Origin of the sequence: Nocardiopsis sp. NPDC006139, assembly GCF_040614155.1 — a bacterium.
Lineage (GTDB): Bacteria > Actinomycetota > Actinomycetes > Streptosporangiales > Streptosporangiaceae > Nocardiopsis > Nocardiopsis changdeensis.
The window spans coordinates 21,901-36,059 of the sequence record NZ_JBEXTT010000026.1 but is presented as its reverse complement, the minus strand read 5'-3'; the positions used below and the strand labels follow the sequence as shown (position 1 = coordinate 36,059).

Below are 14,159 nucleotides of genomic sequence, written 5' to 3'. Positions count from 1 at the left end.
GGGCCGACCGTCTCCCCGGTACGGGAACGGCGGTACATGCGGCTGCAAGAATATGTGATCCACCTCATAAAGGACATTCGGCTCTTCCGCCGGTGTGCGGCCGTTGTTGTTCACGGAGCCTTCACGCCTGCTCCCCGTTCCCGCAACGGGGGAGGACTACCGGAGACGGAGGATGCAGGCGCGCCCCACCAGCGCGTTCGGTGACCGGCACGCCTTCGTCGGTCCCGGGTATGCTGGATGGGCACTGTCCTCGCCCGAACGACCTTCGAGCCGGGTGGCCGCCCCGCGGCCGCAGGGGTCGACGGTGTTTCGGAGACGGGGGGCGACCCACCGCGACCCGTACCAGGATTCCGTACCCGCGCACCCTACGGCGCCCAGTCGGCGTGGGACGGTCGAGCCGGATGATTGGTTGACGTGACAGACCTTGAGATGAATCCCCCCGTGACCGCTCCCGCGCGCAGACCGGAGCCCATCCGGTCCTATGTGGCGATCGGTGACAGCATCACCGAGGGGATGGAGGACGACAGCGGTCCCGGCGGCCAGTACCGCGGTTTCGCGGACCGGCTCGCCGAGCACCTGGGCCAGGTGACCGCGGACTTCCGCTACGCCAACCTGGGTGTGCGCGGCCGCCGTATGAAGCACATCTTCGGCGAGCAGCTCGACCGGACCCTGGAGTGGAAGCCCGACCTGGTCACCGTGCTGGCGGGCGGCAACGACGTGCTGCGCCCGGGCACCCACCTGGACGACCTGGCCGAGGAGTTCGAGCGGGGCATCCGCCGCCTGCGCGACGCGGGCATCCGCACCGTGATCCTGTCCGGTCACGACACCGGGTGGATCCCCGTGCTGCGCTACTACCGCGGCCGCATCGCCGTGTTCAGCATGCACATGCGCGCGATCGCCGAGCGCACCGGGACCGAGATCGTCGACATGTGGGCGCTCAACGCCCTCACCGACCCCCGGGCCTGGAGCGAGGACCGGCTCCACCTCAACGGCACCGGCCACCAGATCGTCGCGGCCCGCATCGCCGACCTGCTGGGCTTCCCGATGGGGCCGCGCGAGTCGTGGACCGACCCCTGGACCACCCCGCCCCGGCAGCTGCCCGCCATCCTGCGCCGCCGGGAGAACCGCCGCTGGGCCCGCCAGTACCTGGTGCCGTGGCTGCGCCGCCGGGCCATGGGCCGCTCCTCGGGCGACGGCCTGCTGCCCAAGCGCCCCGAGCTGGACTACCTCAACGACGAGGCGTCCCGCGAGCGCATCGCCCGCGCCATCGCCGAGGGCCGCTCCCCGCTGCCCCAGGTGGAGGAGGCCTCCGAGCAGCCGACCAACAGCCCCTCCGGCGTCAAGGGCCCCGAGCCCCTGCGCTGAACCCGGCCGTACACGCCCCGCCCCGGACCCCGGCGCGGGGCGCCGCCGTCCCCGGGCCCGTCCGCGCCCCTGCCCCCGTCTTCGGGCGGACCGGCGGGGTTCCGGAGGCCCGGAGGAGACGGTCGGGAGGAAGGGCCGCGGCCGCGGGCCGTCCGTCGAGGACACCGACGCGGGACCGAAGGGCCCTGCCTCTGAAGGGCGCCGGGTGAGGCGGCGGTGCTTCGGACACCGGGCCCGCGGGTCCGAAGGGAGACGGCCTAGCTGCGGGAGAGGGACTGGATGAGGTCGCTGATGTGGACCACGCCCAGGCACTGCCCGTAGGTGTTGACCACCACGAGGTCGTCGTAGACGCGTTCGGTGTCCTGGCCGGCGACGCGCAGCGCGGCGATCGCCGACATCCACGCCGGGACCGTGCGCGGCGACTCCGCCAGCCGGATCGCGGGGCGCTTGGCGTGCAGGGCGTGCCCGTAGCGCCCGGTCACCGACAGCAGGAACCGGGTCCGGTCGATCACGCCCACCGGCCGCTCCCGGTGGTCGATGAGGATCGCGCTGTTGAGGGCCTTGTCGTCGGTGAAGGCCTCAAGGATCTGCTCGGCCGTGGTGTCGGCGTCGAACCCCACCGGCGGGACCATGAACTCGGTGACCCGCGGGCCCTCGTCCCCCGCCCGCTCCTGCCCGGCGGTCGGCTCCGGCACCGGGGTCACCCGCTCCCCGGGCCGCCAGGCGGCGTCGGCGAAGAACGGGCCGGTGCCCACCTTCACGCCGCAGCGGCGCAGCCGCACCACGTCCTCGGCGGTGTCCACCCCCGCGGCCATGGCGTACACCCCGCTGCCGCGGCCGATCCGGGCCAGGCCCTCCACCACGGTGGCGTGCCGCTGGTCGGCCGCCACACCCGAGACCACGCCCGGGTCGATCCGCATCAGGAACGGCGCCGCCTCGACGACCAGGTCCGGGCGCACCATCGCGGTGCCGAAACCGCACCGGAAGCCCGCGCTGCGCAGCCGCGCCACCCCCGAAACGACGATCTTGCGGGGCAGGTCGGCCAGCTCGGCCCCGAGCATGAACGTGATGTCGCGGGGCCGCCGCCCGGCCCGGCGCAGCAGGCTGTCCACCAGGTCGACGAACCCGTTGCGGGCCATCAGGGTCCGCGCGGGCAGCGGCAGCACCAGCGGGAGCAGGCTCTCGGTCCCGGCGGACTCGCGCACCAGGGACAGCAGCCACTCCGCGATGGCCTCCATCTCCTCCGGAGGCATCTCCAACGGGCCGGCCCCGGTTCCGGCGGGGGCGGGGGAGATGATCTCGACGGCCACGATGGCGCCCGAGTCCAGGTCGACGATCGGCTGGAAGCCGAACGGCGTCCGGTCCGGACGGGGAGCCGGTCCGGCCGTCCGGGGAGCTGTCACCGTGGGGGCCCGGTGCGAGTGCGCTGTGGTCACCTCTCCATGGTGACGATACGCCCTGCGTACCTGAAGGCGTTTTCGCGGCTGTTCAGCTCACCTTCACGGGCCGTTGGTCGGGTCCTCCCCCGACAAGGAGAAGGGCCCCGCCGGCAGGCGGGGCCCCGTGCGTCCGCGGACGCGGTGTCACCGGGTCAGGCCCGGCGGAACACCAGCGCGACGTTGTGGCCGCCGAACCCGAAGGACTCGTTGATCGCGGCGACATCGCCGGAGGGCATGTCCCGGGGCTTGTCGCGGACGATGTCCACCGCCACCTCCGGGTCCAGCTCCTGGATGTTGATGGTCGGCGGGATGCGCCCGTCGTGCAGCGCCAGGATCGTGGCGATCGACTCCACCGCGCCCGCGCCGCCCAGCAGGTGGCCGGTCATGGACTTGGTGGAGGTCACCGCGACCCGGTCGGCGGCCGCACCCAGCGCGGCGCGGATGGCGCGGGTCTCGCCCACGTCGCCCGCCGGGGTGGAGGTGGCGTGCGCGTTGACGTGCACGATGTCCTCGGGCGCCAGGTCGGCGTCGGCCAGCGCCTGGGTGATGGCGCGGGACTGGCCGGCGCCCTCCGGGTCGGGCTGGACGATGTCGTAGGCGTCGTTGGTGTAGCCGACACCGGAGGCGTGCGCGTACACGCGGGCGCCGCGCTTGGCGGCGTGCTCGGCCGACTCCAGGATGACGATGCCCGCGCCCTCGCCCATGACGAAGCCGTCGCGGTCCTTGTCCCAGGGGCGCGACGCCGTCTGCGGGTCGTCGTTGCGGGTGGACAGGGCGCGCATCGACGCGAACGAGGCGATGTTGAGCGGGTGGATCGCGGCCTCGGTGCCGCCCGCGATGACGATGTCGGCGCGGCCGGCGCGGATCATGTCGACACCGTTGGCGATCGCCTCGGCGCTGGAGGCGCAGGCGCTGACCGGGACGTGCGAGCCGGCGCGGGCGGTGTACTCCAGGCTGATGGCGGCGGCCGGGCTGTTGGGCATGAGCATGGGCACGGTGAACGGGGAGACCCGCCGCCAGCCCTTCTCACGGAAGGTGTCGTACTGCTCCAGGATGGTCAGGATGCCGCCGATGCCGCTGGAGACCACCACGCCCAGGCGCAGCGGGTCCACCTCCGGGGAGCCGGCGTCGGCCCAGGCCTCGCCGGCGGCGATGAGCGCGAACTGCTGTGTGCGGTCCAGCCGGCGCAGCCGGGGCTTGGGGAGTTTCTCCGAGGGTTCCTGCGCGATGCGCCCGGCGAAGTGCACCGGGAGGCTCTCGTGCCACTCCTCGGGCAGCGTGCTGATGCCGGAACGGCCGTCGAGGAGCGCGGACCATGTGGTCGCGACGTCCCCCCCGAGCGGGGTGGTGGCGCCGAGGCCGGTGACGACGACATCGGTCTTTGCCATGATCCGATCGCCCTTCGTGGGTCGGTCCCGGCTGCGGGGCCGGGCGTGGCGGATGACTGGGGTGGTCCGGCGGAGTGGGCCGGTCGGGTCGCCGGGCCGGGTCATCGGTCCCCGGCGACCCGGACGATCACTTCTGGATGAAGGTGACGACGTCCTGGACCGTCTTGAGGTCCTTGAGCTGCTCGTCGGGGATCTCCACGCCGAACTTGTCCTGGGCGGCGACGGCGATCTCCACCATGGACAGCGAGTCGATGTCGAGGTCGTCCACGAAGCTCTTCTCCGGGGTGACCTCGGAGGGGTCGGTGCCGACGATCTCCTCGATGATCTCGCCGAGGCCTTCCAGGATCTCCTGCTCGCTGAAAGTCTTCTGCTCGCTGGAAGCCATGTTCTTCTCCTTGCGTGTGTTCTGTGAACGGGGATGCGGTCCGGATCTTCGGCCGCGTGCCTCAGGGGATGCGGATCACCTGTGCGGCATAGACCAGCCCCGCGCCGAAGCCCAGGGTGAGGACGGTGCTCCCCGACGGGAGCTCCCCGCGTCCGATCATGCGCGACAGCGCGAGCGGGACGGACGCGGAGGAGGTGTTGCCAGCGGTGACGATATCGCGGGCCACGAGTGCCTGGGGCGCGCCCAGCTTCTTGGCGATCGACTCGACGATCCGCAGGTTGGCCTGGTGCGGGACGAAGGCGGTGAGCTCCTCGGGGGCCACCCCGGCGCGCTCCAGCGCCTCCAGCGCGGTCTTGTAGAGCTCGGTGGTGGTCCAGCGGAAGACCGCCTGGCCCTCCTGCCAGAGGTACTTGTGTTCGCGCAGGTGGATCTTGTCGGCGCGCTCGCCGGAGGAGCCCCACACCACCGGGCCGATGGCGTTGTCCTCCGAGGCGGAGACCACGGCCGCGCCGGCGCCGTCGGCGAAGATCACACAGGTGGAGCGGTCCTCCCAGTCCACCCAGTCGGAGAGCTTCTCCGACCCGATGACCAGGACGTTGCGGGAGCTGCCGCCGCGCACCATGTCGGCGGCCACGCCCAGGGCGTAGCAGAACCCGGCGCAGGCGGCGTTGAGGTCGAACGCGCCGGGGGCGACGATGCCCAGCCGGGCGGCGACGGTCGCCGCGGTGTTGGGGATCTGGTCCTGCGGGGTGCAGGTGGCCACGATCACCAGGTCGATGTCCTCCGGGGACAGCCCGCCGGCGGCCAGGGCCTTGCCGCCCGCGGCCACGGCCATGCTCGCCACGGTGTCCTCGGGCCCGGCGATGCGCCGCTCCTTGATGCCGACGCGGCTCTGGATCCACTCGTCGCTGGTGTCGACCCGTTTCTCCAGGTCGGCGTTGGTGACCACCTGGGCCGGCTGGTACTCGCCGAAGGAGCGGATGGCCGCGCCGCCGGGGATGCTCGGGGTGGGGAACATGGGTCAGCCTTCCTGGTCGGTGCCCGCGGCGGAGGTCCCCGCGTGCTCCTTGATGAGGACGCCCGCGCGCTCGATGTCCTCGGGCGTCTTCACCGCGAGGAGGTCGACGCCGCGCAGGGCGCGCTTGGCCAGACCGGTGAGCGTGCCCGCGGGGGTCAGCTCGATGAGGGCGGTGACGCCCAGATCCGCCAGGGTCCGCGTGCAGGCGTCCCAGCGCACGGGGGAGGAGATCTGGGTGACCAGCCGGTCCAGGTACTCCTTGCCGCCCTCGACCACCGCGCCGTCGGCGTTGGACAGGATCGGCACCACCGGGTCGGAGGGCGACAGCAGGCCCGCGGCCGCGCGCACCCGCTCCACGGCCGGGGCCATGTGCTCGGTGTGGAAGGCGCCCGCCACCGACAGGGGGCGCAGCCGCGCCTTCTCCGGCGGGTTCTCGGCGAAGGCCGCCAGCTGCGAGGTGGTGCCCGCGGCGACGATCTGGCCCGAGCCGTTGTCGTTGGCCGGGGTGAGCCCCGCGGCGGCGATGGCCGCCAGCACCTGCTCGCGGTCACCGCCCAGGACGGCGGTCATACCGGTCTCGGTGCGGGCGGCGGCGTCGGCCATGCCGCGGCCGCGCTCGGCGACCAGGGACAGGGCGTCCTTGGGGGAGAGCACACCGGCCACCGCGGCGGCGGTGAACTCGCCGACGCTGTGGCCGGCGACGGCGTCCACCAGGGAGGCCTCCGCCGGCAGGGCGGGGGAGGGCGAGGTCAGCGGGCTCAGGACCGCCGACGCCGCGACCAGGCCCGCGGCGACCAGCAGCGGCTGGGCGACGGCCGTGTCGCGGATCTCGTCGGCGTCCGCGGTGGTGCCGTAGCGCACCAGGTCGAGCCCGACGACCTCCGACCACGCGGAGAGCTGGTCGGCGACGCCGGGCAGCTCGAGCCACGGGGAGAGGAATCCGGGAACCTGGGCACCTTGGCCGGGAGCAACGATTACAAGCACGACATCCACCTTGCCCTGTAGGAGATCACCGGTTGGAGGGGGAGGCACACGAAGTTCCCTCGGGGGTGCTTGTGGGAACCCCACAAACCCGTGTTCGACGTGTGTCCACAAGCCCGCAGGCCGGTGAGAGGGGTCACCCTCCGACCGTACATCCCCGCAGCCCGGGGGCTCTCCCGCCGCGGTCCGGAGGGCTTCAGCCCCGGAGCGCCGGGGTGGACCGCAGCCCCCGGGGGCGGGGGATGCGAACCTAGAGGGGTGAACACCGATGAGAACGCCGGGACCGACGAGCAGGAGCGCGTCCGCGCCGAAACGGTCCGCCGCCTGGAGCGCTCCATGGGCGCCCTGGGCACCGCCGCCGTCGCCCGCATGGAGGAACGCCTCGGCTGGTTCCGCCGGATGTCGGCCCAGGACCGGTCCTGGGTGGGCCTGGTCGCCCAGTCCGGCGTGGCGGCGTTCGTCGACTGGTTCCGCAACCCCAGGCGCGGGCGCCCCGCCATCACCGTCGAGGTCTTCGGCACCGCTCCGCGGGAGCTGACCCGGTCGGTGTCCCTGCAGCAGACCGTCGACATGATCCGCGTCGTCATCGACGTCGTCGAGGGCCAGGTCGACGAGCTGGCCGCGCCCGGCGGCGCCCAGCAGCTGCGCGAGGCCGTGCTGCGCTACACGCGCGAGGTGGCGTTCAGCTCCGCCAAGGTCTACGCCCGCGCCGCCGAGGCCCGCGGGGCGTGGGACGCCCGGCTGGAGGCGCTCATCGTCGACGCCCTGCTGCACGGCGACCGGGAGGACGGGCTCCAGACCTGGGGGTCGGCGCTGGGCTGGTCGCTCACGCCGGTGATCACGGTGGCCGGGGAGATCGCCGAGGGCGACGACGCGACCAAGGTCCTGGACGACCTGCGCGCCGCCGCGCGCCGCCTGGGGCACGACGTCCTGGCCGGCACGCAGGGCCGCCGCGTGGTCGTGGTGGTGGGCGTGGGGGAGCGCTACCCGGCCGAGGACCTGCCCGGCGCCGCCGCCGAGCCGCTGACCGGGCTGTTCGGCCCGGGGCCGGTGGTGGTCGGCCCGGTCGTACCCGACCTGCGCTCGGCCGGGGCGTCGGCGCGGGCCGCCGTCAGCGGGCTGCGGGCCGCGGTGGCCTGGCCGGACGCGCCGCGCCCGGTGTCGGCCGCCGACCTGCTGCCCGAACGGGCGTTCCAGGGGGACGCCGAGGCGCGCGCCCAGCTGGTCCGGGAGGTGTACCTGCCGCTGGCCGGGGCCGGGTCACCGCTGCTGGACACCCTGTCGGTGTACCTGGAGCACGCGTCGTCGCTGGAGGCCACGGCCCGCATGCTGTTCGTCCACCCCAACACGGTGCGCTACAGGCTCAGCCGGATCGCCGAGCTGACCGGGCACACGCCCTCCGACGGGCGGGGCTCGTTCGTGCTGCGGGTCGCCGTCGCGCTGGGACGACTCTCCGAGGCCGCCGACGGTTGACATGGGATGTGTCATTCATCCCTGATCGGCCGCGACCCTGTCCTCCGGGGAACCCGGGACGTAACCTGATCGTTAGTCCGCCATGCGTGCGCCCTTATCCGAGTTTCACCTGCGCCGGGTATGTCTATTACTGCCCGTGTGCGTCCGGGGACCGCATGAAAAGGGATAGCTTTGTAACGGTGAAGCGCGAGGTCCTCCCGGTCTGAGGGCACTCCCGGGCGGGGACCCGCGCACACCGTCGGGTCACGACGTTCTTGGGGGGTCAACGCTGTGGTCGAACGGCCGAGGAAGTGGTCCTGGACCGACAATCCTGTGACCGAGTTCGTGCTCCAACCGACGCAGGAGGGCGAGCTGCGCAGACGGGTGCTCTTCTGGCTGCCCGCACCGCTCCTCGCGGTCGGCCTGGTCGCCCTGTTCGTGGGCGGCTCGTTCTCGGCCGCGGGGTGGACGATCCTGCTGGCGACGAGTGTGGGCGTGGGCACGCTGCTGATGTCCCTCATCGTCCAGCCCACGCCGCTGCCCGAGGGCCTGGCCCCGCCGGTGTCCGCCCGCCGGGCGCTGCACCGGTTCCGCCAGTTCACCGGGCTGCGCATCGCGCTGGCCCTGTCCACGACGGCGATCGGCGCCGCCGCGGCGCTGGTGGGCGGCGGGCTGTACCCGCTGCTGGCCGCCCTGGCCCTGGCGCTGCCGCAGATGCTGCTGGCGATGCCCACCTTCTTCACCATCACCCGTGCCCGCCGCGCCATGGAGGCGTGGGGCACCACCGCCTACCTGTGGCACGCGCTCTCGCGTCCGGCCAAGGTCACCTGGCCGATCGCCACCCCGGCGTACAGGGCCTGGCGCTCCCGCCGGGCCGAGCGCTCCCGCGAGTCCATGCGGCAGAAGCTCGCCGAGCGGGCCTGGCGCAAGGCCGTCCGCGAGGAGACCGAGAACGCCGAGGAGCCGGAGGTGCGGGCCGCCAACGAGCGCACCGACCTGCTGCGCCCGGTGGTCCCGCCGACGGCCCCGCCGGCGGCCGGAGCGGACGAGCCCACCGAGGTCGTCCCGCACCTGGGCGCCGACACGGCCGGGGACGCCCCCCGGGCTACCGAGGAGGACGGCGAGGAGCCCACCGCGGCCCTGCCGCACCTGACCGAGGTCGAGCCGACCGCGGTCCTCCCGCACCTGGGCGGCGACTCCGCCGCGGAGGACGGGGAGCCCGGCGCCGGGACCGAGGACGAGGCCGAGGAGAAGCGCGGGGCCTCCGGGCCGCGCGCCACCGTCAACCGGGCCGCCCGGCAGTTCATCGAACGCGGCAGCGGGGCCCTGGGCCTGGCCGTCCGCAAGACCCGCCGCGGCCACTCCGCCACCCGGCCCCACCCGCACAAGCCCTGACCCGTTCCGGAGCCGCCGCCCCGACCCCGCGGCCCGCTCCGGATCACGGCCCCGTCCCGCCTCCCGCCGCCCCGCCCCGCGGCAGCACCCCCGGCGCGGGCCAGCGCCCCCGGACCAGCCGCCACAGCCGGTTGCCGCTGTCGGCGGCGGGCAGCTCCGACCAGGGGCCGCGCGGACGCAGGACCACCACCTGCCGCACCGCCCGCAGCAGGGAGTACAGGCGCAGCCGGTCGGTCAGCCGCGGGTGCGCGAACAGCTCCGGGTAGTGCAGGGCCAGCCCCTCCAGGAGTTCGGGCCGCCCCGGTTCCCTGGCGAGCGCCGCGGTGTCGGCCCGCTCCACCGGGGCCCGCAGCTCCAGGTCGGGCGGGCCAGCCCGGACCCGCTCCCAGCCCAGCAGCGTCGGCGCCCCCTCGTGCCACCACAGGTCGGCGGGGCGGGCGCAGCCGTGCACCGGGCCGTGCGCGGCAGGATCGTCCACCACCGGGGCCGCGTCGGCCAGGGCGGTGACCATGTCCCGTGCGGCCGCCAGCACGCCCCTGTCGACACCCGGCAGTTCCAGTGCGTGGTCCACCAGGGCCAGGCCCCGCTCCACCGGCAGCGGGACGGTGTCCGCGCCGACGGGCGGCGCCGGGCCGCCGGGGGAGGGCTCCGGGCGGGCGGCGAGCACCGCGGCGACCTCGGCCGGGGGCGACCAGGTGTGCAGGGCGCGCAGGGCGGCGGCGTACCCCCGCACCGCGGAGCGCCGTCGGGCCGCGTCCAGGGACGGCCAGGCCTCGTGCAGCGGGCGGCCCGGCGGCCGCCGCGTCACCGAGTAGGCCAGCGGCGGGCCGCCGTCCGCCGCGCGGCCGTGGCCCAGCGGTTCCGGGTGGGGCACCTCCGCCGGCAGGTGCCGCAGGACCAGCGCCTCCCGGTCGACCCGGTCGAGGCCGCCGCCCCATGCCACCCGCAGGACGACCGGGCCGAGGAACAGGTCGTCGAACGCCCACACGTCCTGGGAGCCGCCGCCCAGCCGCCGCGGCGGGGCGTGGAAGGCGAAGCGCAGTCCGCCGGCCTCGGCGGCGCGCGCGAGCCGGTCGATCCGGTCGGTCCATTCGGGGGAGGGCGGGGGCACAGGGGGCCTCTCGTGGTCGGGGGCCCCGGTGCCGGGGGCCGGGCCGGGGCGCGCCGCGGGTCGTCCCCGGGTCACACGTCCACGGTGGAGTGCACCTCGGGCAGAGCGTCGGGCCCGCCCTGGACCACGTGGTACCAGCGGGCCCGCGCGGTGCGTCCCTCGAAGGACACCTCGCCGATGGTGTTGCCGAAGTAGAGCCCCGAGGAAAGCCGCCAGCGCAGCGGTGAGGACGGCACCCGCGCCAGCCACGTCATGATCCGCCCCGCCAGGTGCACGGGCGCGCTCGCCGACAACCGGGCCATCCGGCGGAAGTTCGACGGCAGCCGGTTGCACAGCGGGGAGGACACCAGCTGGAGGATCCTCGACCCGCCCTCCCCCACGTCCCGGTGCCGGGCCGGCGCGGTGTAGGAGAAGTGGACGTCGCCGCTGAGCAGCAGCACCGACGCCGGGGCCGGACCGCGCTCGCCGCGCGCCACCCGGCCCACGGTGTCCGCCAGCCGCTCGAACGAGTACCGGAAGGCCCCCCAGTGTTCGAGGTCCAGGGCCTGGCGCAGCCGCTCGGCGGGTCCGCGCAGCCACCCGCCCCAGGCGCCCGCGCACACCGCCTCGTTCCAGGACTCCAGATGGTGCACCGCCGGGGGCAGCAGCACCGGGACCGTGGAGGCCACCACCACGTGGTCGGGCCCGCCGGTCAGGTGCTCGTCCAGCCAGGCGTGCCCCGAGGCCCCCAGGATGGACCGGGAGCCGTCCGACGGGTCGCCCTCGCCCAGGGCCCGGCCGCACCGGGTGTCCAGCATCAGCACCCGCACCCCGCCGATGTCGTGGCGGTGGCTCCACCGGTAGGACTCCGGCTCCTCGTACGCCCGCAGCGCGAACGCGTCCACCTCCTCCCCGGCGTCGACCCGGGCGGCGCGCACCCGCGCCCACAGCGGGTCCTTGTCCCTCTCCGCGGGGGAGAGGTTGCCCAGGTGCTGGTAGACCCAGTAGGCGCCCAGCCCCGACGTGATCCGGGTGCGCCACCAGGGGCGGCCGTCCATCGTGCGCCGCCAGGCCGCCGAGGTGTTCCAGTCGTCGCGGATGTCGTGGTCGTCGAACACCATCAGGGCCGGCACCGTCGACAGCAGCCACCGCACCTGCGGGTCGCTCCACGCCTGCCGGTACAGCTCGGCGTACTCGTCGAAGTGGACGACCTCGTCCTCGGGGCCGTCGCCGCCCTCCCCCCGGCGCCCGCGCAGGAACGCGCGCATCGGCTCCTGGACCTCGTCGGCGTACACCTGGTCGCCGATGAGCAGCATCACCAGGTTGCCCTCCACCGGCTCCGCGGCCAGCCGCCGGGCCGTCGCCCGCAGCAGGTCCGGCCCGTAGCGGACCACCCCCTCGGGGGTGTCGCCGGTGGGCGTGCGGCACGAGCCGTACAGCAGCCGGGTCGGGGCGTCCGGGTCGAGGGTGCGCAGCGTGCTCGGCGGGAACGCCGACCCCGGCTCCGGCCACACCCGCTCCTCGCCCAGGAAGACCTCGTAGGGCGTCGCGGAGCCCGGTTCCAGGCCCGTGACCTCGCACACCGCGAAGTGGTGGCCGTGCACGGTGAACGTGTCCGCGACCGCCGTGACCCCGCAGTCCGCCACCACCCGGACCCGGCCGGGCGCGGACGTCTGCACCCACACGGTCGCGGTGGTCGTGCCGACATGCCGCAGCACGGGTCCCAGCGGTAAAGAGGCGGTCACCGTTCTCCCTCGTTTCGGGCGGGTTGGCACACGTAGTGGACGAGTATGGCCCCTCCCGGACCGTATCGCCATCCACAGGCCGAAAACGGGATGGTTGCACGACGGCCCCGCCTGCGCGAAGGTGGCGCTATGCGGACACAGATCCTGGAGTTGCACACCGGCGGATCGGAGAGCATCACCGACATCACCCGCCAGTGCGACGAGTTCGTCGCCGACCACGGAGGCGACGGCCTGCTCAACGTCTTCGTGCCGCACTCCACCGCGGGTGTGGCGATCATCGAACTCGGAGCGGGCTCCGACGACGACCTCCTGGCCAACCTCGACGACCTGCTCCCCGCCGACGACCGGTGGCGGCACGAGCACGGGACGCGGGGACACGGCAGGTCGCACGTGATGCCGGCCTACATCGCACCGCAGACCACCGTTCCGGTGTTCTCGGGCCGCCTCGGACTGGGAACATGGCAGTCCATCGCGGTGGTCGACCTCAACGTGGACAACCCCGACCGCACGGTCCGGCTGTCCTTCCTCTCCTCCGGGTGAGCCGAGGGGCCGGCCGTCGGCGGGAACACGTTGACGGACGGGCCCGCTAGCGTGTGAACTAGGCCATCAGCGATGGTCGCGGCACACGTGACGGGCGGGGGAAAGGCCCGGCATCGTTGTGACAACTGCTTCGTGCAGGCAAGATTGAGAAAAACCATCTGTGGAGGAGAACTTTCGTGAGCGCGACCGCGGGCCAGGCACAGAGCGAGCGTGGCTTGGCTGACCGACTCGGATTCAAGCCGGGTCAGGTGGTGCAGGAATTCGGCTTCGACGACGACGTCGACGAGGGCCTGCGCGCATCCATCGCCGAGCTCACCGGTGAGGAGCTGGTCGACGAGGATTACGACGGAGACGTCGATGCGGCGCTGCTGTGGTGGCGGTCCGACGAGGAGGGCGACCTGACCGACGTCCTCGTGGACGTGGTGACCACCATCGCGGACGGCGGCACGATCCTGGTCCTGACCCCCAAGGCGGGCCGTGAGCTGCACGTGTCCCCCAACGACGTCGCCGAGGCGGCCACCACCTCCGGTCTGTCCCAGACCAGCGCGGTGAGCGTCGGAGCGGACTGGTCGGGAACGCGCCTGGTCGTGCCCAAGCGGTGACGGACATCACCCGTACGGGGTGACGCATCCGGTGCCGCGCGTCCCGACCACGGGCGCGCGGCGCTGACGGACGCCCGCACACGACCGAACGAACGAGTAGATGACGGACATCGTTCCGGGGGCCGCCGCCCCCGACTTCACCCTCCAGGACCAGTACGGACGGGACACCGCGCTCTCCGCGCTGCGCGGTCGGCCGGTCCTGGCGGTGTTCTACCCGCTGGCGTTCTCCGGCGTGTGCTCCGGCGAGCTCGCCGAGCTGAGCGCCCGCCACGCCGAACTCGCCGAACTGGGCACGGTACTGGCCATCTCGGTGGACTCGGTCTTCGCCCTGCGGACCTGGTCGGACCGGGAGGCGTTCCCGTTCGCGCTGCTGTCGGACTTCTGGCCGCACGGGGCCGTCGCCGACGCCTACGGCGTCCTCGACCACGGCCGGGGGACCGCCCGCCGCGGCACCTTCCTCATCGACGCCGCGGGCGTCGTCCGCTGGAGCACGCTCGTCCCGGTCTCCGAGCCCCGCGACACGGACGCCTACCTCGAACAGATGCGCGCCCTGGCCTGAACCGGGGCGCCGAAAACGGCGCGCGGGCCGCCGTCCCGAAGCGGTATGATCGCCTGCGACGCAAGGGCGCGTAGCTCAGCTGGTCAGAGCAATTGCCTTACAAGCAATAGGTCAGGGGTTCGAGTCCCTTCGCGCCCACTCCACTCTCACACGACCCTGCTCGGGGGCCTCCGGCCGCCTCGCAGGGTCGTTCCGTCCCG

The 14,159-nt window shown here is 73.8% G+C and carries 13 protein-coding genes and 1 tRNA gene; 7 read left to right on the top strand and 7 right to left on the bottom strand.

The annotated features are described in order from the left end of the window. Positions 1 to 483 precede the first annotated feature (483 nt). Positions 484 to 1,365, top strand: a complete 882-nt coding sequence (locus tag ABZ249_RS27405) for an SGNH/GDSL hydrolase family protein (RefSeq protein ID WP_355268668.1) — start codon at positions 484 to 486, stop codon at positions 1,363 to 1,365. A 257-nt stretch (positions 1,366 to 1,622) separates the two neighbouring features. Here ABZ249_RS27405 and ABZ249_RS27400 read toward each other — a convergent pair whose 3' ends face one another. From ABZ249_RS27400 to ABZ249_RS27380, 5 genes are all read right to left on the bottom strand, one after another. Then, positions 1,623 to 2,768, bottom strand: coding sequence for an EAL domain-containing protein (locus tag ABZ249_RS27400; RefSeq protein WP_355268666.1), 1,146 nt, complete (start codon positions 2,766 to 2,768; stop codon positions 1,623 to 1,625). Positions 2,769 to 2,956: 188 nt separating this feature from the next. Next, on the bottom strand, positions 2,957 to 4,192 hold the full coding sequence (gene fabF, locus ABZ249_RS27395; RefSeq protein ID WP_220560091.1) for a beta-ketoacyl-ACP synthase II: 1,236 nt from the start codon (positions 4,190 to 4,192) through the stop codon (positions 2,957 to 2,959). Between the two features lie 127 nt (positions 4,193 to 4,319). Then, positions 4,320 to 4,577: an acyl carrier protein gene (locus ABZ249_RS27390; protein ID WP_220560092.1), complete on the bottom strand. Its 258-nt coding sequence runs from the start codon at positions 4,575 to 4,577 to the stop codon at positions 4,320 to 4,322. 61 nt (positions 4,578 to 4,638) lie between these two features. Then, positions 4,639 to 5,595 (bottom strand): beta-ketoacyl-ACP synthase III, encoded by a 957-nt coding sequence (locus ABZ249_RS27385; RefSeq protein WP_355268590.1) that lies wholly within the window; start codon positions 5,593 to 5,595, stop codon positions 4,639 to 4,641. Between the two features lie 3 nt (positions 5,596 to 5,598). After that, complete coding sequence (locus ABZ249_RS27380) at positions 5,599 to 6,579, bottom strand: ACP S-malonyltransferase (RefSeq protein ID WP_355268587.1); 981 nt, start codon at positions 6,577 to 6,579, stop codon at positions 5,599 to 5,601. 255 nt (positions 6,580 to 6,834) lie between these two features. Here ABZ249_RS27380 and ABZ249_RS27375 point away from each other — a divergent pair, with 255 nt between their 5' ends. Together ABZ249_RS27375 and ABZ249_RS27370 are read left to right on the top strand one after the other, a co-directional pair. Further along, positions 6,835 to 8,049, top strand: coding sequence for a helix-turn-helix domain-containing protein (locus ABZ249_RS27375; RefSeq protein WP_355268584.1), 1,215 nt, complete (start codon positions 6,835 to 6,837; stop codon positions 8,047 to 8,049). 312 nt (positions 8,050 to 8,361) lie between these two features. Further along, positions 8,362 to 9,423: a hypothetical protein gene (locus ABZ249_RS27370; RefSeq protein ID WP_355268581.1), complete on the top strand. Its 1,062-nt coding sequence runs from the start codon at positions 8,362 to 8,364 to the stop codon at positions 9,421 to 9,423. A gap of 43 nt (positions 9,424 to 9,466) precedes the next feature. On the opposite strand, the gene ABZ249_RS27365 is transcribed toward ABZ249_RS27370, so the two are convergent. Together ABZ249_RS27365 and ABZ249_RS27360 are read right to left on the bottom strand one after the other, a co-directional pair. Next, positions 9,467 to 10,609: a hypothetical protein gene (locus ABZ249_RS27365; RefSeq protein ID WP_355268578.1), complete on the bottom strand. Its 1,143-nt coding sequence runs from the start codon at positions 10,607 to 10,609 to the stop codon at positions 9,467 to 9,469. Next, positions 10,606 to 12,258: an alkaline phosphatase D family protein gene (locus ABZ249_RS27360; protein ID WP_355268575.1), complete on the bottom strand. Its 1,653-nt coding sequence runs from the start codon at positions 12,256 to 12,258 to the stop codon at positions 10,606 to 10,608. Before ABZ249_RS27360 ends, ABZ249_RS27365 begins: the two co-directional genes overlap by 4 nt. Before the next feature lie 129 nt (positions 12,259 to 12,387). Here ABZ249_RS27360 and ABZ249_RS27355 point away from each other — a divergent pair, with 129 nt between their 5' ends. The 4 genes from ABZ249_RS27355 (at position 12,388) to ABZ249_RS27340 (ending at position 14,097) form a co-directional block, all read left to right on the top strand. After that, positions 12,388 to 12,798 carry a secondary thiamine-phosphate synthase enzyme YjbQ gene (locus ABZ249_RS27355; protein WP_220560100.1) on the top strand — a complete coding sequence of 137 codons (411 nt, stop codon included), beginning with the start codon at positions 12,388 to 12,390 and terminating at the stop codon, positions 12,796 to 12,798. Positions 12,799 to 12,974: 176 nt separating this feature from the next. Further along, positions 12,975 to 13,400 carry a DUF3052 domain-containing protein gene (locus tag ABZ249_RS27350; RefSeq protein WP_220560101.1) on the top strand — a complete coding sequence of 142 codons (426 nt, stop codon included), beginning with the start codon at positions 12,975 to 12,977 and terminating at the stop codon, positions 13,398 to 13,400. Positions 13,401 to 13,500: 100 nt separating this feature from the next. Continuing rightward, positions 13,501 to 13,959 carry a redoxin domain-containing protein gene (locus tag ABZ249_RS27345; RefSeq protein ID WP_355268571.1) on the top strand — a complete coding sequence of 153 codons (459 nt, stop codon included), beginning with the start codon at positions 13,501 to 13,503 and terminating at the stop codon, positions 13,957 to 13,959. Between the two features lie 64 nt (positions 13,960 to 14,023). Next, positions 14,024 to 14,097: transfer RNA gene (locus tag ABZ249_RS27340), tRNA-Val, on the top strand. The last annotated feature ends 62 nt before the right edge of the window (positions 14,098 to 14,159 follow it).

Coding starts and splice junctions, on each gene's coding strand:
- fabF (WP_220560091.1), bottom strand. CDS start 4,192: ATGGCAAAGACCGATGTCGTCGTCACCGGCCTCGGCGCCACCACCCCG.
- ABZ249_RS27390 (WP_220560092.1), bottom strand. CDS start 4,577: ATGGCTTCCAGCGAGCAGAAGACTTTCAGCGAGCAGGAGATCCTGGAA.
- ABZ249_RS27385 (WP_355268590.1), bottom strand. CDS start 5,595: ATGTTCCCCACCCCGAGCATCCCCGGCGGCGCGGCCATCCGCTCCTTC.
- ABZ249_RS27355 (WP_220560100.1), top strand. CDS start 12,388: ATGCGGACACAGATCCTGGAGTTGCACACCGGCGGATCGGAGAGCATC.
- ABZ249_RS27345 (WP_355268571.1), top strand. CDS start 13,501: ATGACGGACATCGTTCCGGGGGCCGCCGCCCCCGACTTCACCCTCCAG.